This is a genomic window from Treponema putidum, assembly GCF_024401155.1.
Lineage (GTDB): Bacteria > Spirochaetota > Spirochaetia > Treponematales > Treponemataceae > Treponema_B > Treponema_B putidum.
This window is the reverse complement of sequence record NZ_CP038804.1, coordinates 2,166,239-2,186,728: the sequence shown is the minus strand read 5'-3', so window position 1 is coordinate 2,186,728 and position 20,490 is coordinate 2,166,239. Positions and strand designations below refer to the sequence as shown.

Below are 20,490 nucleotides of genomic sequence, written 5' to 3'. Positions count from 1 at the left end.
GATGAAAAAAATAAGGGCGATTATATTTAATTCTATTAATAGTGTAAATTTTATGTTGGGCGGAATTTTTTGTTTAATTGGTTTTATCGAAATGATTGTCGGTCTGCTTATCTCAATACCGCAGGCAATGAGGATATTGTTTTTTCAAGGGCTAATATTTTTTTGCTATGGCCTTATCATAAATCAACTTAGTCTATATGATCAAATTTCGATTTTTATCTTAACGCCTGTAAGAGGAAAAGATATTTTTAAGGCTAAACTTATTTATTCGATTCTTACTTCTTTTTTTGCACTTATGTTTTTAGGCCTCATTTTATTTTTAATAAATATTTTCATTCCTATAGGGGACATTAAATTTATGATTTTTATAGGGCTTGTGTTGTTTCCCCTTATAATTTCTTTTAGTATGATCTTATCGGCCTTATCCATTAAAGGCGGCCTTCTTAGATTTATTATTATTATGATTGTAGGATACGGCTTATTTCCTGCAGTATCTATGATTATGATTTCAGATTTGCCTAATTTGGAATTGATAAAATCTTTTTTTGAAAGAGTGCATTATCCATTATTCCTTCTTGCAGTTTATATTATTTCTTCACTTATAGTTTTAATTTCTTATTTTATAGGTAAAAGGAATTTTAACAAATTCAGGTTTAAAAGTTTTATGATTATGAATCAACGGAACAGGCAGGGATAGGGAGAGGCATTTTTGAATAGAGGTAAGATAATCGGATTGGATACTCATATTGAATAAAAATTTATTTTATTGTATAATGCTTTTATGAAATACTTAGAAACTTATTCAAATGATCCTGAATATAATTTGGCTTTTGAGGAATATTGTTTTAGGCATCTGCCGCTTGAAAACGATGAATACTTTTTTTTATGGCAGAATGGGCCTGCCGTAATTATAGGTAAAAATCAAAATGCTTATCAGGAAGTAAACGATGACTATGTGAGAGGACATAATCTTAAGGTTGTCCGCCGCATAACCGGAGGCGGGGCCGTATATCATGACCTCGGTAATTTAAATTTTTCTTTTGTTGCAAAAACAAAGGAAAATCAAACGATTGATTTTAAACGCTATTATATTCCGATTATAAATGCTTTGGAAAAAATCGGCGTTAAGGCGGAGCTTTCCGGCAGAAATGATGTTACTATCGACGGACAAAAATGTATCGGTGCTTCACAGTCTGTTTGGCAGGGCAGGGTTTTGAGTAACGGCTGTATTCTTTTTGATGTCCGCTTGGAAGAACTTTCAAAAGCTCTTAATGTGCGTAAAGAAAAGCTTGAATCAAAGGGCGTAAAAAGCGTTCGGGCCAGGGTTACAAATATAAAGCCCCACTTAAAGCGGGATATTTCGGTTTCGGATTTTAAGGCCGAATTATTAAAAGCTATCTTTGAACTTGAAGGTCAAGAACCTGTAGAATACAAACTTTCCGCTTCGGAGCTTGAGGGTGTAAAAAAAATATATGCCGAAAGATTTTCCCTTAAAGAATGGAACTATGGAGCTTCTCCCAAGGCCGAATACTCCCACTATGAAAGGTTCCCCATAGGAAGCATTGAGGTGTTTTTTAACATTAAAAATGCAAAGATTTCCGGCTTAAAAATTCACGGAGACTTTTTCGGTACAAAGGATGTTGCCGAAATTGAAAAACTCTTGGAAGGTTGCGAATACGAAAAAAATGCCGTGAGCAAAAAACTTGCAGAAACCGATTTAAAAGCCTATTTCGGTGCAATCGAAAAAGACGAATTTATTGGAATGTTTTTTAGATAAATATGAGAGCAAGGAGTTTATAAATTATTCTAACCCCCTTGCCCGAGAATCTTGACCTTAAAACTTATCTATCTCGCTTATTATTTCTCCACCTGTAACTTCTTTTTTGCCGAAATGGTATGAACTGATAATCGAGGCGCTTAAGCACATACTGTAAAATAAGAAAAAGCCCCAATTAAATGAAAGTAAAAAATTTAAAACAAAAACTTCATCAAATCTGATAATAAAGATTGCAGCAATCCCTAAAAAGAATGGAAGAGCTTTTAGGAGCGGTTTGATTAAAAATCCGGCAGCCTCTTTATAAAAAAGGTTTGCGATTATGTTTGAATCGGCACCGACGGATCTTAAAATTGCAAACTCGTTTTTTCGTGTTCTTAAATTAAGCATAATTGCAGAATAGCTGTTTATGCAGCCTGCAAGCAGCACCAAAAATAAAAATGAGAAAAAAACGGCTTTAAAAAAATTATTGCTGCTCTCAGCTGAAAGTTTTTCGATAAAAATGTCTGACTGCCAATATATATTTTCTCCTCGCAGGGCGGGCTTCATTATTTGCTCAATGGTTTTCCGTAAAGGGACTATATTTTCTTTTTCCGTTTTTAAAAAGAGAGAATATAAAAGACCGTCTCGAAAGAATTCTGCGTTTTCCTTATCAAAGGCAATTTGAGCCTTGCGGAGTTTTTCAGCCTTTTCAATAGGTAAGATTAAAAGAACGGAATAGAGCGGAACCTTTGTTTCTATCAAATCGGTATCGCTTATGGTTTTTCCGATAAGAATCGGAACTTGAGTTTTAGAACTATCTTCTTTTTGAGATTCCGTAGAAGGCTCTAATTTTTTTTGTAAGGAACAATGTATTTCTTTTATGCTTGAATCGAGGAGGGGGATAAATTGTGAATTTCTATATGGAATGCGCCAATCCTTTTGTACACGGTTTACAAGAATTGCCTTATAAGAATCTTCCGCATAATAGGAAGCTTCATCTTCTCCTATAGAAGTTAAAAATTTTTTAAAGGTCTCATTGTCAAGCCCGTATATCTTTGCATTAAGTTTTTTACTTTTACCTTCCTTCCAAAAATATCTTCCCTGATGTTTTTGTTCAAACCAAGACTCTTTTTTAAACTGAGCGGAAATATTTTTATCGGAACAAATGAACCAAGAATCTAAAGATACATAATAGTAAGAAGATAAACACTCTTCTCTGTTTTGAATGGGATAAAAAATATTTTTAGCTGAGCAGTCGAATTGTTCATCTTCATTTACCAAACAATAGCTCAGTTTTATCTCATCCTTTGACTCATAATATTTATGGTCTTCTCGAATAAAATTTACGGTAATTAAAGTCAATAAGCTGAAGAGTAAAATATATGAGATAAAAATTGCATTGCTCGTGCCTCTAAATGTTCTAAAATTATTTTTGCGGTTTTCTTTTTCCCACGCCCCATCGGTAAAAACTTTTCGTTTATATTTTTTTAATTTTTCTATATTACCTTTTAATGAGTCGATGATGTTTATTTTTGAAAGCCTGACAGCAGGCATAAGCGAAGCTATGAGTACCGTAAGAAAAGAAAATATTATAACAAAAATAATCGGTAAAATACCGAATTCGTATTGAGGCATCGAAAAAATATCGGTGTTTTCTGCCATAGCTGAATTTGCAATTTTATTAATTTGCTTAAACAAAAAAATATTAAAACCTATACCTGAAAGAATACCGGTCAAGATAGGCGGAATGCTTAACAATGCAGCTTCCAATAAGATACTATGAAAAATATGTCCCTTTCCTGCTCCTATGCTTTTTAACATGGCTATCTGTTTAATTCTCTTTGCTGCCCAAACTTCAAAAATATTGTAGATAAGATAAACAAAGATGAGGGTTAAAATAATGAGTCCTATTAAAAATTTTAAAATTAAACTTTCCATTTCGGAACGCCCCTTGCGTAAGGGATCTTTTATTCCGTACATATCCAAAAGCGGAGTATTTATAAAAATTTTATAGCTTCCGTCTTTGTTTCGCTCAAATCCTAAGTTTTCAGTAATTTCAAATAATTTTTTATAAGCATTTAATTTGGAAGTTAAAAAGATGTTTACGGCAATGGCTTCATCTTTTGTTAATGACGATGGATCAAAAAGATAAAATCCCATTGATGCTCTTTGGTTTATGCCGGGAAAACTTAAAAAGGAACCGCATATTTTAAAAGAGATTTCTTTTTTTTCGATAAACTCTTCTCCGCTTATGGGAGAGTCAAAGGCTAAAAGTTCATTGTCCTTGTATATTCTTTTACCCAAGCTAAGTTTTATTGTATCCCCGACTTTAAGATTCGGATTTTGATTTAAAAAAAAGCTGTTTACAATTATTTCGTTAGGGTTTTGAGGAAGCCTTCCTTCCGTTATAAATTCATCACCCGAAAAATCATCCCAATATCTTTTATCTCCGCTCCTGATAAAAATATAGTTATTTGACTTGTCTTCTTTTAATTTACCGCAATAAGCCGCTCCTTCAAGACTTATGGATTTTACATTTTGGTTTTGTTCTACTATACCGACCTTGCTCATAGGAATTTCATAGGTTTGAGCATCCCAAGGGTTTGTTTTTTTTATTGCCTTAAAAGAATCCATTAGAACACTGTACACAAAAAAGATATAAGCGTTTATTAAAACTACGGCTGCAGTGATAGAAAGAAATAAAGCAATACCGCTTTTTCTGTTTACTTTTACATAATTTGAAGTATATTCTCTGATAATGCTCATAAAATTTCTCCGTCTTCGATTTTAATAATTCTATCGGTTTCTAAGGCAATTCTTTCGTCATGGGTTATCATAATAATTGTCTGTTTATAGTTTTTATTCGATAATTTTAATAGGCCGATAATTTCATCGCTGTTTTTTCTGTCCAAGTTTCCCGTCGGTTCGTCTGCTAAAAGAATTGAAGGGCGGTAAATTAAGCTGCGTGCAATGGCAACTCTTTGCTGCTGTCCTCCTGAAAGCTCACTTGGAAAAGAATTCAGTTTTTCTTTTAATCCCAATACCGAAACGATTTCATCAAAATAATTTTGATCGGGATTTTTTTTATCAAGTAAGATGGGCAATAGAATATTCTTTTTTACAGATAAATTGGGAATCAAATTAAAGAATTGGTAAACAAGGCCTATCTTTCTTCTCCTAAAAAGAGCTAAGTCTTTTTCTTTTAAGGCTGAAATATCCTCTCCGTCTATGTAGACCGTGCCGGATGTGGGTCTGTCTACTCCGCCCAAGATATGTAAAAGAGTTGACTTCCCCGAACCGCTTGAGCCCATTACTGCAACAAATTCTCCCCGTTCGATTGAAATACTTACACCGTTTAATGCCCTCACCTGATTGTTATAAACCTTAGTCAAATTTTCAGTTTTTAATATCTGCATAAGCCCTCCTGATTATCAATATGCCATATAATCCGTATTTTTTTTACTGTCTTATAATAATTTATAATTGTGATAAATTTGTGACAAGAAAAGAAAAATTTAAAATAATTAAAAAAAACTATTGGGAGCGCTTTTTGCAAGATGTCCCTTATTCTTTATAAAATTTAACAATAAAAACCGTACCTGATTTTGTGTTTTCGGCTCGGATTTCGGCATTGTGTTTTTTTAAGATAGTTCGGCTCATCGCAAGGCCTATGCCGAAGCCATTGCCTTCATTTGTTTGGCCCTTATAAAAGCGGCGGAAGATGTTTTTTAAGTCGGGAGCCGGTATTTCGGGTCCGTCATTTTCAAAAGAAACTTGTGTATATACTGCATTTTCTTTTGTAGAGATAGAAATATTTTTTACTTTGGGATAAAGGTCGGAAAAGTTTTTTATTATATTTAAAAAGGCTTCGGAGAGCCAGTAAAAGTCTCCCTTTATTTTAATTCCGTTTAAACTCAGTTGAGGTAAAAGGCCTTTTATTCTTAAATTATCTTCGATGCTTTCCATAGAATGGATTAAACATTCTTCAAGTAAAAATACTTCCTTTTTCATTTCAATACTTCCAGAATCAAGGCGGGCAAGTTTTAAAAGTACCTCAGTTAAATTTTCCAAACGGGTAATTTGTTTTTTTATTTTTTGAAAATGTGCAGTCTTAAAAATATTCGTATCGGCTTTATTATCTTCTAAAAGCTCGAGCATTAAATTTATTGAAGTAATAGGTATTTTAAGTTGATGAGCTATGTTTTCAAGATTTTCTTTATATTCTTCTTTATCATTTAAGGCAATCAAACGGGTTTCACTCAAAAGGATAAGGCTCTTATATATTGAATCCTCCAATATAGAAAACTCATCTTCTTTTTCCTTATAGAATTTATAATCTCCTTTTTTAATTTTTTCTGCTGTAGAAAGAATAGAAGATATTCTTTTTTTTAATTTTTTACTTTGGTATCGGTTGCAAACTAAAAATAAGGCAATCGTTATTATTGAGGATAGACAGCAAAGTAAAATAAGATCATAAACTTTATTTTTAAAAATGATAAAACTTTTGATATATCCGTGTTTTCTTAAAATTTCTTTTCCTTTATCTTCTTGAGCCTTGTCTTTAGTTTTTAAACTTGAAAGTAAAATTTTTTCAATGGATTTATCCTGATTATTGGGTATGTTGTTTTCACTATTTATACTATCATCTATTGAGCTGCTTGCTCCGATTATTTGTGCTAAACTTAAATAAAATTTTTTTTCGGTTATTTTATAAATAAAAATTACAAAAAAATTTACAAACAGTAAAATTATAAATAAAAAGCAAATGCCGGTTTTGGTATAAAATCTTTTCATAATTCAAACCTATAGCCTATTCCGTGAATTGTTTTTAATAGAGGCTCATCCAGCTTTTGCCTGAGTCTCCTTACGGTTGCAGTCAAGGTATTGTCGTTTACAAAATTATCTTTTGAATCCCAAATTAATTCTAAGAGGCGGGGCCGTGTAAGGGTTTGATTTGCATTTTCCATAAATAAGAGCATAAGATTAAATTCCTGCAAGCTTAATTCGATTTCTTTTTCGTTTTTAAAAAGTCTTTTTTGATTTTTATCCAGTTTATACTCACCTAAAACAATTATTTCATTTGAGGAATGTCTTGTTCTGCGTAAAACCGCATTTATCCTTGAATGTAATATTGAAAGCTTAAAAGGTTTTGTAATATAATCTTCAGCTCCAAGATCAAGCCCTTCTACGATATTTTTTTCATCGTTCTTTACCGTTAGAAAAATTACAGGAGTGTCCGTCTCAGTCTTTATATATTTAAGAAAATTTCTTCCGTCTCCATCCGGTAAATTAATATCCAAAATTATCAAGTCGAAATCTTCGTTTAACCTTTTTTTTGCTTGGGCAATACTGCCCGCAAGAGTAAGCTCAAAGTTTCTTTTGGATAAATACTCTTTTATACCGAAGGCTATATCCTCGCTGTCCTCGACCGATAATATTTTTACAGTTTCTTTTGACATAATAAAACTATAACAGAATAAAAATAGGCAGTCAAGTATAATACTTATATATTCCGATTATAAATGCCTTATCGGAGCTTGAGTGTCTAAAAAAAATATATGCCGAAAGGTTTTCCATAGGAGATATTGAAGCGTTTTTTATTTATATGGGCCTAGGAATTTATCTCCATTAAAATGAATCATATGATCCGGATTTTCTGCAATCCAAACTTCCGTTTCCCATGCAATATTGTGAGCAAATTTGATAAATGTTTTTTTGTCGGGAAATGCAGAAATAAATACTATATCGGAATTTACTGATGAAAATAGTTCTTGTAATTCTATAAAACGCTTGCTGTCAACAGGACCATGAGATGTGACAGATTCTACCAAAACCAGCCAATTTTTATTTTCTACATACAAAATTACATCAGGCATTTTTCCATGTTCTTGTACATTAAAAAGTAAGGACCCTGCAATTTCTTGGTCATAATATCCCCATTTTTCTCCCGTATCACCTACATATACCAATGTACTGTTCGGAAGGAATCTAGGTGCTAAATCTTCAATAATTCTTCTTATCAGTTCACTATGTTTTCCCGGTGAAATTTGAATTAGATGATCTTCATTTATTTTTACTGAAACCAAATTCATTTTTCTTTTATGAGCATATTGTTGTGTTAGTGAATCTTGATTTTTTATAAAAGACTTTAGTAAAATGTCAAATGTTTTAGTTCCGTAGCATTTTATAACTTCAAGAGAAGCCGGTGAGATTTGATATACAGCCTTAGGACTGTTTACCGGACGAGAAGGCTCATCGGGATTATACAAAACAATTCCTGCTTGAACTAATTGGTGTATACTAAAACGCCTAAATGTTTCTCTTGTATTTGGTGCATATTCTTTTTGATAATTTATTTTTGTAAAATCCATCATGGGGGTAATTCCGATTAATGGGCTTTCTGCATTTTTCCATTCTTTTTCGGGACTTATATTAAGAAGAGCAAAAAGGCAATATGCTGTTCTTTCATTTAGCTGTGCTTTAGGCATTCCGAATTTTGTTAGAATATCAATAGCTTCTTCAAGTTTTTTAGAAATTTGCTGCTGTATAGTTATCATTTAAATACTCCAAAGCAATATTGTCAAATATTTCTTGTTGCCAAGTATGATATTTTTGCAGTTTTTCTCCCATTTTTTGTAATTGGATTTTTGAAGGGTATGGAAGATTCCGCAAATCTGTTGCATTAACTTGTGTGTGTCCGCTGAATAATCTGAATTGAGAATCAAGAAAAGATGTATTTAACCAAACAATGAGACCGTATGCGATATTCTTTGAAAGACCTTTTTTATTATCATGAAATATGTTTAAGTGATTTTCAAAAGCAAAAGCATCTGTTTCTATATCTTTAGGTGAAATCAAGGAGGCAACCAATCTTTTTTTCTCTTCTTTTGTAGAAAACCTTTTTACTACTACATAATATCCTACAGGAAAGAACATATTTTTTATTTTTTTTTCACGGATAATTGCATTCGCCTTTTTAGACTGTTTAGGCCATTGAGTTTTAAAATTCCGAAAATGAACAGGATAAAGTAATGGGATTGTATTATGCTCAGGCTCTTTTTTAATAAAATCCTTTACCCTAAAATCAACTATCGTGCCCGTAGATACTGAAATTCCTGTTTCTTGAAATGAAAACAAAAGATTACTAAAGTAGAAATTCTTTTGATTCGGAGTAGGAATGTTAAAATACATATTTTTGTCTTCAGGTTTTATAATTGATTTAAAATCAAATTTTTTTTGGCTAAGATCGGAAAAGTTTATATTATCAGAATATGAAATGACTATGCTTTCTTGTTTAGTACCTTTTTGGAGTAAAATAATTATATTTTCTTGCAAAACGGATTCTTCTTTAAAAGCCGTATTTCTTGACTCAAAAAGATGGATATGCTTTATAGAGCAGTTTTTTAAAATAAATTCTCTAAAAGGTTTATAATAGACTCCGTTGCAAAAACTTCTCGGAATAATCGCGGATAAATAACCTCCCTGTTTTAATTGAGCTATTGCAGCTCCGACAAATGCTGAATAAAGATTTACCGTTTCGAGCCCAAAGATTCTTGTATACCCTCTTGCTGATGATTTAGTTGGAATTTTTTTATAAGGAGGATTCATTATCACATGAGAAAATTTTTCATTTATGTTAAACGAATATTCAAATGATGTCTTTTCTAAAAAATCCGTATTAAAAACAGTATAATTGTAATTTTTTAAATATGATTTTCCTATTGAAAGATTTTTATTTAAAAATTCAATTATGGCTGGATCTAAATCATAGGCTGTAATTTTTATTTTAGGATTATTCCATTTTTCTGAGATAATTCTTTCTAAAAATGCACAAGATAAGGTGCCAATTCCTGCTCCGGGATCAAGAATATTTAATACTTCTGCTGTTTCGGGAAATAGAGAGGCCATGTATTTTGCTATTGGATACGGTGTTAAATATTGGCCTAAGTCTTTTTTATGGGATGTTTCCGTTTCCATTATGTGAGAAAGCCGTGCTATTTCTATTTCTTCTGCAATTCCATACATATTATTTATTATAACCTATCTTTTGATTTTATTCCACTCATTAAAATCTTATTACAAACTACATACAATAATAATCAATAAGGCAGAATTCCTGCTGAACTGTTTATTATATCTCAATTATCTTGTCGGCGATTTTTTTTGCAAAGGGTGCATCGTGGGTTACGCAGACTGCGGTGCGCTTTTCTTTTTTGACAATCGATAAAAAAAGATCGGCAACCTTGTACTTGTTTTTTTCGTCGAGGGAATCGAAGGCCTCATCGAGAAGAAGAAGCGGAGCGGGATAGCTTAGCGCTCTGGCAAGTCCTGTTCTCCTTTGCATTCCTCCTGAAAGCTCGGCGGGTAAAAAGTTTTCAAAGCCGGAAAGGCCTAAAGCTTCTAAATAAAAAAGAGCCTTTTTTTTATTTTCAAGTTTTGAAGAATTTTTTGAATCCAAAACATATTCTATATTTTCTATGGCAGTTAGATGAGGAATAAGGCGCATGTCTTGATAGGCCATTGCATAGCTTCCGCGCGCTGGCCGGTTTTCTATGCTCCCCGATTTTAACTCAAGGTTCCCTGAAATAATTTTTAAGAGGGTGCTTTTTCCTGCCCCCGATTCGCCTAAAATACAGGTAACTTTTTGTGCAAGGATTTCAATATTGAGGTTTTGAAAAACCTTATGCTTAGAGTAATAAAAAGTTCCCTCATGTATTTTAATCGGCCTTTCCATTTTTAACCCTTACTGAACGGCTCGCGACTATATCTATTCCTGTGTTCAGCACATTTTCAATTATCACATCGCCCATTTTTTTAGGAGCCTGAGTTTTGACGGTGTTTATTTCTTTCATTACATCGAAGATTAAGGCCTTAGGAATTGGGCTCGATGTTTTTACGGGAAGGGAGGGAAGAACTCCACCCTCGATTATTACGGTAGAGCTGATGTTTCTTCTAGGGTCCTTAATTTCCTGCATCGCGTAAAGTTCGCCGCCCTTGCATAAATTTCCTGCAACGGTAATTTCTCCCGACTCTTCTTTAAATACCGAAAGTTTACATCCCCGCGGACAGGACACACATGTAAATTTTTCTTTTATCAATTCTCTACTCATCTAAAATTACCTCCGCAGTTATGTCTTGGGTTAGGGTCTTTAAAGTAATAAAGTTTAGGGGAATGTTTATCATCTCGGACGGAACCATCTGACTTGTTTTCTTTTGTGCAAGAATTTGTTCACCCGATTTGATTATCAGGCGGGCATTTTTATAAACCGAGTCAACTCTCATAAAGAGGGACGCTCCGTCGATGTTTCCCGTATTTATTTTATTCGGAACAATGTAGCGGATTCCTTTTTTAGCCGTTGTTTTAATAAAAGCGGAACCGGAGGAATTTGTGCCGAATTTATTTTCCGCGGCTTTACCCTTTTTATTTTTTTGGACAAAGAGGGCTGCGTTTTTTCCGGCAGTTCTGCTTTCTTTTGTAACAAAGTCTACGATGTCATGAACATGGAGAACATTTCCGCAGGCAAAGATTCCGCTTGTTTCGGTTTCCATTCCGTTATCGACAAAGGCTCCGTTCGTTATCGGATTGAGAGCTATGCCTGCCTTTTGGGTAAGCTCGTTTTCGGGGATTAGACCTACGGAAAGGAGCACCGTATCACAGGAAAATTCTTTTTCGGTTCCGGGGATTTCTTTAAAGGAAGAATCTATTTGGGTTATCGTAACTCCCGTAACCCTGTCCTTTCCGTGGACGCAGGATATGCTGTGGCTTAAAAAAAGCGGAATACCGTAGTCTTCAAGGCATTGGGCTATGTTCCGGTTTAGGCCGCTTGAGTAGGGCATGATTTCGACAACCGCCTTTACCTTGGCTCCTTCTAATGTCATGCGGCGGGCCATGATTAAACCGATGTCCCCTGAGCCGTAGATTACTACTTCTTTTCCGACAGAAAGGCCTTCGATGTTCATAAGGCGTTGAGCCATGCCTGCATTAAAAACTCCCGATGGGCGGTAACCTTTTAGTGCGATGGCTCCTGCCGTGCGCTCTCGGCAGCCCATAGCAAGCACTACGGCTCCTGCTTTTATTTTTTTTAATCCTTGTGCACCGATGAGGGTAATTTCTCTTTCCTTTGTTAAGTCTATTACCATTGTATTGAGGAGGATATCTATGTCCTCTTTTTTTACCATGTTTATAAAGCGTTCTGCATATTCGGGGCCGGTTAATTCTTCTTTAAATTCGTGAAGGCCGAAGCCTGCATGAATACATTGATTTAAGATTCCGCCGAGTTCAAAATCCCTTTCTATTATGAGAACGGAAGATGCTCCGTTTTTTTTGGCTTCGAGGGCTGCCGCCAAACCTGCAGGGCCTCCGCCTATAACGGCGACCTCGTATTCGTTCTTGCAATTGCTGCAATCTTTTTTATCGTTTATGTTTATCATTCCGCACCGCCCTTTAGTTTTCCGTAAACAATCGGAGAATTTCTTCTGTCCTTTTGAATTTTTTCAATCGGAATTTTTAATTCTCTTGAAAGGATTTGGAGGACATGGGGCTCGCAAAAGCCTCCCTGACATCTTCCCGAACCGGGGCGTACCCGCCTTTTTATGCCGTCAACCGTGCGGGCTCCCGCAGGGCGGTGAATGGCCTCGACGATTTCTGCTTCGGTTACGGTTTCGCAGCGGCAGATAACATGTCCGTAGAGCGGATTTTCTTTTATAAGAGAATCCTGTTCTTCTGCACTAAGGCCGGCAAAATGTCCGATTGCTCTTCGATTTTCGTTAAAGTTTTTCTTTTTATTGAAGGGAATTTTTAAGTCATCGGCTTCTTTTTTTATGAGCTCTGCAACATATTCTCCGATGGCGGGAGCCGAGCTCAACCCCGGTGATTCGATTCCGCCTGCGTGTATAATTCCTTTGGAATTTTTTGAAGCATATATCATAAAGTCTCCCGTATCGGGCCTTGCCCTGACTCCTGCAAAAATACGGATGGTGTTTTTAAAATTGAGGGAGGGTACGGTTTTTAGAGCCTTTTCTTCTACCTGAGCCAAACCTTGGGCTGAAACGGAAGTGTCTTCAACATCTTCGATATTTTCTGCTGAAGGGCCGACTAAAAAATTCCCATGATAGGAGGGAAGAACTAAGATGCCTTTTCCCATCTTTGAGGGGGCCTGAAAACATATATGATTTACAAGATTGGTATAGCTTTTATCAAAGAGGCGGTATTCCCCGCGGCGGGGGAGAATTTTAAAATCTTCATCTCCTGCCATCTTTGCAATCTTATCGGAGTAAAGTCCCGCGGCATTTATCACCAGCTTGGTTTTAAAAACATTTTGTTCCGTTTTGCTTGATTTGGTTTTGATTGTATAGGCTTCGCTTTCTTTTTCAATTGCGGTAACTTCGTTTTCGGGAAGAAAGTCAACTCCGTTTATTACGGCATTTTCCATAAAGGCAGCCGTCATATCGAAGGGACAGATTACCCCTGCTGTTCCGCAGTAGAGGGCTCCCAAGGCTTCTTTTGAAAGATTGGGTTCTTCCTTTAAAAGCCTTTCCCTGTTCCAGATTTCCAAGCCTTCAACTCCGTTTTTTAAACCCCTTTCGTAGAGGGTGGAAAGTTCTTTTTGATCTTCTTCGTTAAAGGCGATTACAAGAGAGCCTAATTGTTTAAAGCGCAGATCCAATTTTTCTTTTAAGCTGCGCACTAAAAAATTACCTCTTACATTTAGCTTTGCCTTTAAGGAGCCTTCCTTTGCGTCATAGCCCCCGTGAATAATTCCGCTATTGGCTTTGCTTGTACCGCAGCCGAATTCCAATTCTTTTTCGAGGACGGCAATTTTTAATTCGTACTTGGAAAGTTCCCGTGCAATGCAGGCTCCTACAACCCCTGCTCCGATTATTATTATATCGTACATACCTTTCGATAATATCACTATTTTTAGCCTTAGTCTATATGAAAAAAACAATTTTTATCCGGTATAGCATTGACTTTTTTTTTAGATTTTTATATAATCAAATCTCGTTTTACGGGCCATTAGCTCAGCTGGTAGAGCAACAGACTCTTAATCTGTGGGTCGCAGGTTCGAAGCCTGCATGGCTCAAATTTTTGAATATTTTTTATCTACGATTTGCCAATAGCCGTTTTTATCGGCACCGATGCGTTTGATTATACCTGCTTTTTTTAGTTCCGAAATTTTTCGGCTTATGGTTGCCCTCGATTTTGACATTTTTTCAGCTAGCTGTTCATATGATATTTCAGGATTTGCTTTTAAGCATTTTAGTATCTGATTTACAGTATCATTTACAGTATCATTTACAGTATCATTTACAGTATCATTTACAGTATCATTTACAGTATCATTTACAGTATCATTTACAGTATCATTTACAGTGCTTTTTTTGCGGCTGTTTTTCATTGTTTTGACTATTATTTCAAGCATAAAATCTATAAAAATACCTGAATCGTTTTCATCCGTGCTTTGCTCAAGTGCCTTATAATATGCCGCTTGATTTTTTAAAATCATATTTTCGATGGGGAGGTGAATAAATATAGGATTCCAATCTGCAAGAATTCTGGAGTGCCATAAGCGTCCCATTCTTCCGTTTCCGTCTTCAAACGGATGAATAAACTCAAACTCATAATGGAAAACACAGCTTTTTATAAGGAGATGGTAATCGCTATTTTTAAGCCAATCGAATAGATCGCTCATTAAAAATGGAACTCGATCGGCTGGCGGGGCTATGTGACTTATGCCGTTTTTTCCGGCTATACAGACTCCTCCTTTTCTAAAGTGTCCCGGATTATCGAGAAGACCCATAGTCAAAATTCCATGAGCCTTTAATAAGTCTTTTTCTTTATAAGGATTGAAGGACATACATTTTTCATAAACCTTAATTGCATTTTTTACTTCTTGAACTTCTCGCATGGGAGCTATAACATGTTTCCCCTCAATTAAGGCAGTAACCTGTTCTTCGGTTAATGTATTACCCTCAATTGCAAGAGAGCCTTGTATCGTTTTCATTCGGTTTATTTTACGCAGTCTTACACCGTCTTCTTGTTCAAGTCTTATTTTAAAGCGTTCCATATCTGCGGATATTTGAGAAATCAAATTTATAGCTTTTGACGTAATTTTAAATGGAGGTTCATAGCTCATACTTCTATTATAGAAGATTTTTAAGATGTAGTTAAGTAGTTTTAAATTTTAGCGGTAATTCTCCGTCAAGATGTTAAGATATTTTTCGGTGAGGGTAAAGGCTTCGCTATTAAGAGTTTCAATCATGTCATCAGAGGTATGCATTAACTGCCATGTAAATGGAATTATTTTTTCGAAGGGGGAACCTTGAGGCGGTTTTTGATTTTTTATTACCATTTCCGTGAGTTCGCTGATGGCTGTTTTGTTTTGGCTATCGGGTGAGGCAGTTTGATTTTGTCTGTTGGGTGCAGACATTTTTTTTTGAGGAAAGCGGTATACAAGGGCAGCGGCTTTTTCCCGCGGGAGGCAGCGTAAAAGGGACTCGGCTTCTTCTCTTGGAAGAACGGTTACGGCCTGCGCACAAAGGCCTGCGGCAATAAAGCCTGCATTGTCGCTATAAGCCGTCAGCATTGAAAGCCATTGATTGGGACAAGCTCTTTGAGCAAAGAGACCCGCCCTTTTATGCAGCTCGTCCAGCTTCTTTGTTTTTGCTTCATCCCGTCCGAAAATACCCGAACGGGAGAGAATTAGGGTATCGCCTCTTCCGCACATGTCGAATACAAAGATATCGTCCTCATCCATTTTAAGTTTTTTTAAGCCTGTTCCGAGAGTGTATGCTCCTTGTTCTTTAAGACCGGAAGCCCCTGCTTCTTCCCCGTCGGTAAAGATGATTTTTATGTTGTGAGGCTTTGTGTAAGAGCATAGTTTTTTTGCAAAGTTCATGAGGATAAAACAAGAGGCTGAATTGTCGTTAGCACCTTGGGTATTTGGAGCTCTGTCATAGTGGGATACAAGGGTTTTCATTTTAAAGTTCTTATCGTAAAATTGTACAGGATATTTTATGATTATGTGTTTTTTTTGTGCAAGGTTTACTATGCTGTGCGGAACATTGTGAGCTCTTAACCACTGCGATATAAAATCACAGCGGTTAAGGTCTTTTTTTAAAAAGGCTTTAAACAAATCGGAATTAAGCGGATTATCTTCATTTTCCTTAATCATCTTTGTTAAAGCCTTTTAGTTTTATTTTTTTAATTCTTCAAGAGCTTTTTCGAGTTCGTTTACGATCTTTGCAAAGTTATCGCATGCTGCCTGTACCGGAGCCGGATTTGCCATGTCCACACCTGCAAGTTTTAGCGATTCAATCGGATAGCGTGAGCCTCCTGATTTTAAGAACTTAAAGTAGTCTTCGCGTTCTTTATCTCCGCCTGAGCAAACTCTTTCGGCAAGAGCCATCGAAGCCGAAATGCCTGTCGCATATTTGTAAACATAGAATGCCCTGTAAAAATGAGGAATCCTCAACCCTTCCAAATCGCTTACATCTTCGAATACCATTTCCGGCCCGAAATAGAGTTCCAGAAGTTTTTTGTATTCGCTTCTTAAATTTTCGACTGTGAGAGGCGTTCCGCTTTCAACAAGAGCATGAGTAATTCTTTCGTACTCTGCAAACATGGTTTGCCTGTAGAGGGTTGCAAGAATATCGGAAGCTCTAACGCTCAAAAGATAGGCTCTCATTTTCGGGTCAGTAGTTGTTTTAAGCATGTGCCTAAATAAGAGCTCCTCGTTAAAGGTAGAGGCAACTTCGGCTTCAAAAATTGTATAGTGGTAGCAGGGGTAAGGGTTATTTCTTACTGAGTACCATGAGTGCATAGAATGGCCGCCTTCGTGCACAAGGGTGAATACATCACGGATAACGTCTTCTTTGTAGTTTATCAGAATATACGGATCGCTGTCATATCCGCCTGATGAAAAGGCTCCTGAGCGTTTGCCCTCATTTTCATACTTGTCAACCCAACCGTTTAAAAGACCGTTTCGGATTGTTTTAACATATTCTTCTCCAAGAGGTTTGAGGGCTTCGGTGATGATGTCGACTGCTTCATTATATGGGGTAACTTTTTTTACCTCGCTGACTAAGGGCATATATACATCGTAGTGCCGGAGCTCTTTTAGTCCTAAATGTTTTTTTAAGAGACTGTAGAATTTATGCAAGGGCTTTAAATTCTTGTGGATTGTATCTACAAGATTGTCATAAACGGCTGTAGGAACCTTGTCTACATATAGGGATTTTTCTCTTGCAGAAGCATAGCCCCGTATTTTTGCAAGGGCTACATTTTGCTGAACCTGTCCCGTGTAAAGGCTTGCAATTGTGTTTTTATGTGCGCCGTATGTGCCGTAAAGCTGTTTATAGGCCTTTTCGCGCAAAGCTCTGTCGGGATTTTGCATAAACTTTGAATAAGAAGATTGAGTTAGTTTTATATCGCCTTCTTTTGTGGTAATAGTACCGAAATCAAAGTCTACATTGGTTAGAACCGAAAAGGCTTGGCTCGGCGTGCCATGGGGCTCTCTTAAAAGGCTTAAAATCTTCTCTTCCTTGTCTGAAAGGGTGTGGGGTTTTAGGTGCAAGGTTTTTTCCAAGGAAACCTTAAAATCGGCAAAATCCTTTCCGGTGGGACTTGAAGGATCAATCCATGAACGGATTTTTTCTTCAGGGATTTCCATGATGGCGGGCATGAGCCAGCTGGTCGCAGCCGAAAGTTCCGTAACGGTCATCATGTATTTACTTAGCCGTTTGATGTTTTCGGGGTCTCCCTCGTTTGAAGATTTTTGTAAAAAGGCATAGTTTCCGACCTTTTCGGCAATTCTATCAACTCCTGTTGAAGCCTTTAGGCAGGCAAGCAGGGTTGCCGCATCGATTGTTTCAGGCTTGGAAAAAGCTTCTTTATATTTTAAGATCTCTTTTCCGCCTTCCGGAATGGAAGCAAGAGCCGCTTCCCATTCTTTGTCATTCTTAAAAAGTAATTCAATATTCCATTTGTCGCTCTTGGCGATCTCGGAACGTTTAGGTGTTGTTGAGTTTTTCATGTAATTACTATACAACAATGCCGGCAAATAGGCAAGTTCTTTTCTTAAAAAAAAATTTGATAAGGTGCAAAAGGTTCAACAGGGCTTATTGACTTTTTTTTTGATTGATGATATATTCTTGTTTCATTATTCCCCGGTTGTGTAATGGTAGCACCGCAGATTCTGGTTCTGCTTGTGGGGGTTCGAATCCTCCCTGGGGAATTTTTTTATTCATTGGTCCCTTCGTCTATCGGTTAGGACATGAGATTCTCAATCTTAAAAGACGGGTTCGATTCCCGTAGGGACCGGTTCTGTAGATTCCGATATAAAAAACACCTTATAAGTTTATTTTATACCCTATAGACTTTTTCATAATTTACGGTAATATATAAGGATATGGAAAGAAGTCTGTCAACATTTGATCAATTAGTAAAATCATTATCAAAAGAAGAAACGCAAACTCTGCTGGAAACTATTCAGCGCAGCATGGAAGACTTTGCAGCCGAAGCCCAACCCGAGGAAAAGGCAACTCTTTCAGAAAAAATCAGAGAACATCAGGGAATAGGCATAGCAAGCGAACCCTTTTTGATAAGATTGTGGCTCTCTATAAGATCGTTTTTAAGATCCATACCTTTAAAAGTAATATATAATGAAGAACTTTTAAAAAGAATGGCAAAAAATCTTAAAAGATCGGCCGGCGCCTATATAAATATACATCAGAATGTCTATACCGGTGTTTTTTATACGGAATTAAAAAATCTACGAAAAACCCAATTGTTTTTTACATCTCTTCTTTCGGCTTATGACTCAGGTAAGGGCTCTTTCTATATGCTTGTAAGTTCCTTTGTTGCACCCGCAACCTACGAAAAACTCATGAAAGAAACAAACCCTTTTTCAATTAAGATAGGCTCAGAAGTTTCATCAAATATCCGGACAGGTTTTTTACGAAAAATTGATGCGGTTTTTTCTAATTTAACTGATGAAGAAAAAACAGAAATGTACTTATGCGCTCAAGCTATAGAATGGATGAAATCCTTCTGCTCTCTTGCATTGGATAAAACTTTGTTGAGGTTTAATGTAATTTCGGATTCAAATGCTACATGCCAAGCCCTTACGATACAGCCCGAAATGGAAGTCCTCTCGTCAATACTTTATTCTAAAAAAAACATACCTTATAATCTTCTTCAAGCTCTATTTTTAATGCATGCACAAGAGACCATAATAGATGATGACAGCAGAATGGTAAAAGAGGCGGACGAATTTGTAAAGGAAGCTATTGAAGCCCTTGGAGCTATAAGGCTGTTTTTAAAACAAGTTCCTCTCTTAGACATTACCCGCTACATTAAAAAAGACATAAATTGGATGCCTTATAAGTTGACAGGCGGTGAAGATTGGTTTATTTACTTTAAACAGGCTTGGTATGAGCGGTTTAACCAAAAATGGTCAACTTGGTCATATGAACAAAAAAAGTTTAATATTAAGATTCAGATGATTAACCTTTTAAAGGTGGGCGATTTGGAATCTATGAAATTTTGTCCATGGCGCAATTTATGGGTAGAATGTAAATTTAAAAAAGAACTTCCTTTTCTATTTTTAAAAACATTTTTTTATGCCTTTTATGATGAAAAACTTTCGAATACCCTAAAAACAATCCTAGTAGAAGGCAATTTTTATAAACATGAAAATTTGAACGAGTATACAACTTCATATAATGTGCTTGAGCACCGTAAAGGTGAATTTGAAAAGTTTGAAAACCGCTTATCTCCTACAGGAGACGTAGGAACAGCTTTTGCAAAAATACGTGCAGAAAAGACAGCCACTTTAAAAAACAAAAATCAAATTGAAGGCTTGATGCACACGGTCGAGGCAGAAGCAAAGCAGCTTATAAATTCGAGTATTGATGCTTTAAAATCGATTGAGCTGATTTTAACAGGAATCCTCGGCGGCGGAAAAACAAGCACATATGCAACTATTACAAACTGGGCAATTATAGCCGGATCTAAAAACGGGCATTTCCGCGAAGAAGTTGCTAACGCAAAAGAACAAATACATACAAGTATAAATCTCTTATCCTTAGCGGAAAAGCTTGAAGCCGAAGCAAAATAAGATTTTTATACGAACCTAAAGTATGTAAACATTACGCTCAATGATCCTATAAAGCTCCCTAATAAGAACCGTAAAAGAATCAGTACTATCAGACATACGATTATCTGTTTTCTCAGGCTCATAAATTTTCCGCCTGATAACTTATGAACTCTCACAAAAACGGGCGATAAAAATCTGTCGAGCATATCGGCAAAGTTTCCCCGCCGGTAGTTTTCAGAAAAATCAAGAACCAATCTAATTATCAATATTATAATAAAAAAATTGAGTAAGAATGAAAAAAACGACCAAACTATATTTACAAGGTTTAATACAATTCCCAAAACGGAAAATGACCTCATATCTGCAATTTGGAACAACACACCGGAAAAAAGAGATAAAATCCCAATGGCTAAGATAGGCGAAAAATCTACCATTCCGATTTGAGTAAATCTGAATCTCCTAAACCAGCTCAAGTAAGGATCACAAATTTCATAAAGAAAGCCGCCCCGTGAACGTGCTCCAAACCACGAAAGAAAAATATAAATAATACAAAGATAAGAATAAATCTTTACTACGAAACCCAATGTGCTAAAAAGTGATGATATCATATAAACCTCTCTATCTATATTTTAAATT

Annotated in this window: 17 protein-coding genes and 3 tRNA genes; 6 read left to right on the top strand and 14 right to left on the bottom strand. The window is 36.0% G+C overall.

Features of this window, described 5'->3' with window-relative positions:
• Position 1: 1 nt before the first annotated feature.
• Positions 2–697: a hypothetical protein gene (locus tag E4N74_RS10220; RefSeq protein WP_255817525.1), complete on the top strand. Its 696-nt coding sequence runs from the start codon at positions 2–4 to the stop codon at positions 695–697.
• Between the two features lie 84 nt (positions 698–781).
• Positions 782–1,777, top strand: a complete 996-nt coding sequence (locus tag E4N74_RS10215; protein WP_044979686.1) for a lipoate--protein ligase — start codon at positions 782–784, stop codon at positions 1,775–1,777.
• A gap of 57 nt (positions 1,778–1,834) precedes the next feature.
• Here E4N74_RS10215 and E4N74_RS10210 read toward each other — a convergent pair whose 3' ends face one another.
• The 10 genes from E4N74_RS10210 to E4N74_RS10165 all read right to left on the bottom strand — a co-directional run bounded on the left by E4N74_RS10210 (position 1,835) and on the right by E4N74_RS10165 (position 13,653).
• Positions 1,835–4,522: an ABC transporter permease gene (locus tag E4N74_RS10210; RefSeq protein WP_255817522.1), complete on the bottom strand. Its 2,688-nt coding sequence runs from the start codon at positions 4,520–4,522 to the stop codon at positions 1,835–1,837.
• Positions 4,519–5,172: an ABC transporter ATP-binding protein gene (locus E4N74_RS10205; protein WP_255817520.1), complete on the bottom strand. Its 654-nt coding sequence runs from the start codon at positions 5,170–5,172 to the stop codon at positions 4,519–4,521. Before E4N74_RS10205 ends, E4N74_RS10210 begins: the two co-directional genes overlap by 4 nt.
• Before the next feature lie 148 nt (positions 5,173–5,320).
• A complete protein-coding gene (locus tag E4N74_RS10200; RefSeq protein ID WP_255817518.1) occupies positions 5,321–6,550 on the bottom strand; it encodes a sensor histidine kinase in 1,230 nt (409 codons plus the stop codon).
• A complete protein-coding gene (locus E4N74_RS10195; RefSeq protein ID WP_002691592.1) occupies positions 6,547–7,215 on the bottom strand; it encodes a response regulator transcription factor in 669 nt (222 codons plus the stop codon). The genes E4N74_RS10200 and E4N74_RS10195 overlap by 4 nt, the downstream gene beginning before the upstream one ends.
• A 138-nt stretch (positions 7,216–7,353) precedes the next feature.
• Positions 7,354–8,313 carry a BsuBI/PstI family type II restriction endonuclease gene (locus E4N74_RS10190; protein ID WP_255817516.1) on the bottom strand — a complete coding sequence of 320 codons (960 nt, stop codon included), beginning with the start codon at positions 8,311–8,313 and terminating at the stop codon, positions 7,354–7,356.
• Positions 8,285–9,781: an Eco57I restriction-modification methylase domain-containing protein gene (locus tag E4N74_RS10185; RefSeq protein ID WP_255817514.1), complete on the bottom strand. Its 1,497-nt coding sequence runs from the start codon at positions 9,779–9,781 to the stop codon at positions 8,285–8,287. Before E4N74_RS10185 ends, E4N74_RS10190 begins: the two co-directional genes overlap by 29 nt.
• Positions 9,782–9,887: 106 nt before the next feature.
• Positions 9,888–10,490: an ATP-binding cassette domain-containing protein gene (locus E4N74_RS10180; RefSeq protein ID WP_255817513.1), complete on the bottom strand. Its 603-nt coding sequence runs from the start codon at positions 10,488–10,490 to the stop codon at positions 9,888–9,890.
• Positions 10,474–10,866, bottom strand: coding sequence for a DUF1667 domain-containing protein (locus E4N74_RS10175; protein WP_255817510.1), 393 nt, complete (start codon positions 10,864–10,866; stop codon positions 10,474–10,476). Before E4N74_RS10175 ends, E4N74_RS10180 begins: the two co-directional genes overlap by 17 nt.
• The gene (locus tag E4N74_RS10170) at positions 10,859–12,187 is read right to left on the bottom strand and encodes an NAD(P)/FAD-dependent oxidoreductase (RefSeq protein ID WP_255817508.1); all 1,329 of its coding nucleotides are present in this window, start codon (positions 12,185–12,187) and stop codon (positions 10,859–10,861) included. Before E4N74_RS10170 ends, E4N74_RS10175 begins: the two co-directional genes overlap by 8 nt.
• A complete protein-coding gene (locus E4N74_RS10165) occupies positions 12,184–13,653 on the bottom strand; it encodes an NAD(P)/FAD-dependent oxidoreductase (RefSeq protein ID WP_255819330.1) in 1,470 nt (489 codons plus the stop codon). Before E4N74_RS10165 ends, E4N74_RS10170 begins: the two co-directional genes overlap by 4 nt.
• Positions 13,654–13,766: 113 nt before the next feature.
• On the opposite strand from E4N74_RS10165, the gene E4N74_RS10160 reads away from it, so the two are divergent.
• Positions 13,767–13,839: transfer RNA gene (locus tag E4N74_RS10160), tRNA-Lys, on the top strand.
• Here the strand turns inward: E4N74_RS10160 and E4N74_RS10155 are convergent.
• From E4N74_RS10155 to pepF, 3 genes are read right to left on the bottom strand one after another with little or no spacing between them, the layout of a single operon-like run.
• Positions 13,837–14,892: a Fic family protein gene (locus E4N74_RS10155; protein ID WP_255817506.1), complete on the bottom strand. Its 1,056-nt coding sequence runs from the start codon at positions 14,890–14,892 to the stop codon at positions 13,837–13,839. The genes E4N74_RS10160 and E4N74_RS10155 overlap by 3 nt on opposite strands.
• A gap of 48 nt (positions 14,893–14,940) precedes the next feature.
• A complete protein-coding gene (locus tag E4N74_RS10150; protein ID WP_255817504.1) occupies positions 14,941–15,930 on the bottom strand; it encodes a M28 family peptidase in 990 nt (329 codons plus the stop codon).
• Between the two features lie 21 nt (positions 15,931–15,951).
• Positions 15,952–17,790: an oligoendopeptidase F gene (gene pepF, locus E4N74_RS10145; RefSeq protein ID WP_255805185.1), complete on the bottom strand. Its 1,839-nt coding sequence runs from the start codon at positions 17,788–17,790 to the stop codon at positions 15,952–15,954.
• A 130-nt stretch (positions 17,791–17,920) separates the two neighbouring features.
• Between pepF and E4N74_RS10140 the strand changes: the two genes are divergently transcribed.
• The 3 genes from E4N74_RS10140 (at position 17,921) to E4N74_RS10130 (ending at position 19,875) form a co-directional block, all read left to right on the top strand.
• Positions 17,921–17,991: transfer RNA gene (locus E4N74_RS10140), tRNA-Gln, on the top strand.
• Positions 17,992–18,005: 14 nt separating this feature from the next.
• A tRNA-Glu gene (locus E4N74_RS10135) sits at positions 18,006–18,077 on the top strand.
• Positions 18,078–18,165: 88 nt separating this feature from the next.
• Positions 18,166–19,875 carry a DUF5312 domain-containing protein gene (locus E4N74_RS10130; RefSeq protein ID WP_255805183.1) on the top strand — a complete coding sequence of 570 codons (1,710 nt, stop codon included), beginning with the start codon at positions 18,166–18,168 and terminating at the stop codon, positions 19,873–19,875.
• A gap of 5 nt (positions 19,876–19,880) precedes the next feature.
• On the opposite strand, the gene E4N74_RS10125 is transcribed toward E4N74_RS10130, so the two are convergent.
• Positions 19,881–20,462 carry a YggT family protein gene (locus E4N74_RS10125; protein ID WP_044977896.1) on the bottom strand — a complete coding sequence of 194 codons (582 nt, stop codon included), beginning with the start codon at positions 20,460–20,462 and terminating at the stop codon, positions 19,881–19,883.
• Between the last annotated feature and the right edge of the window lie 28 nt (positions 20,463–20,490).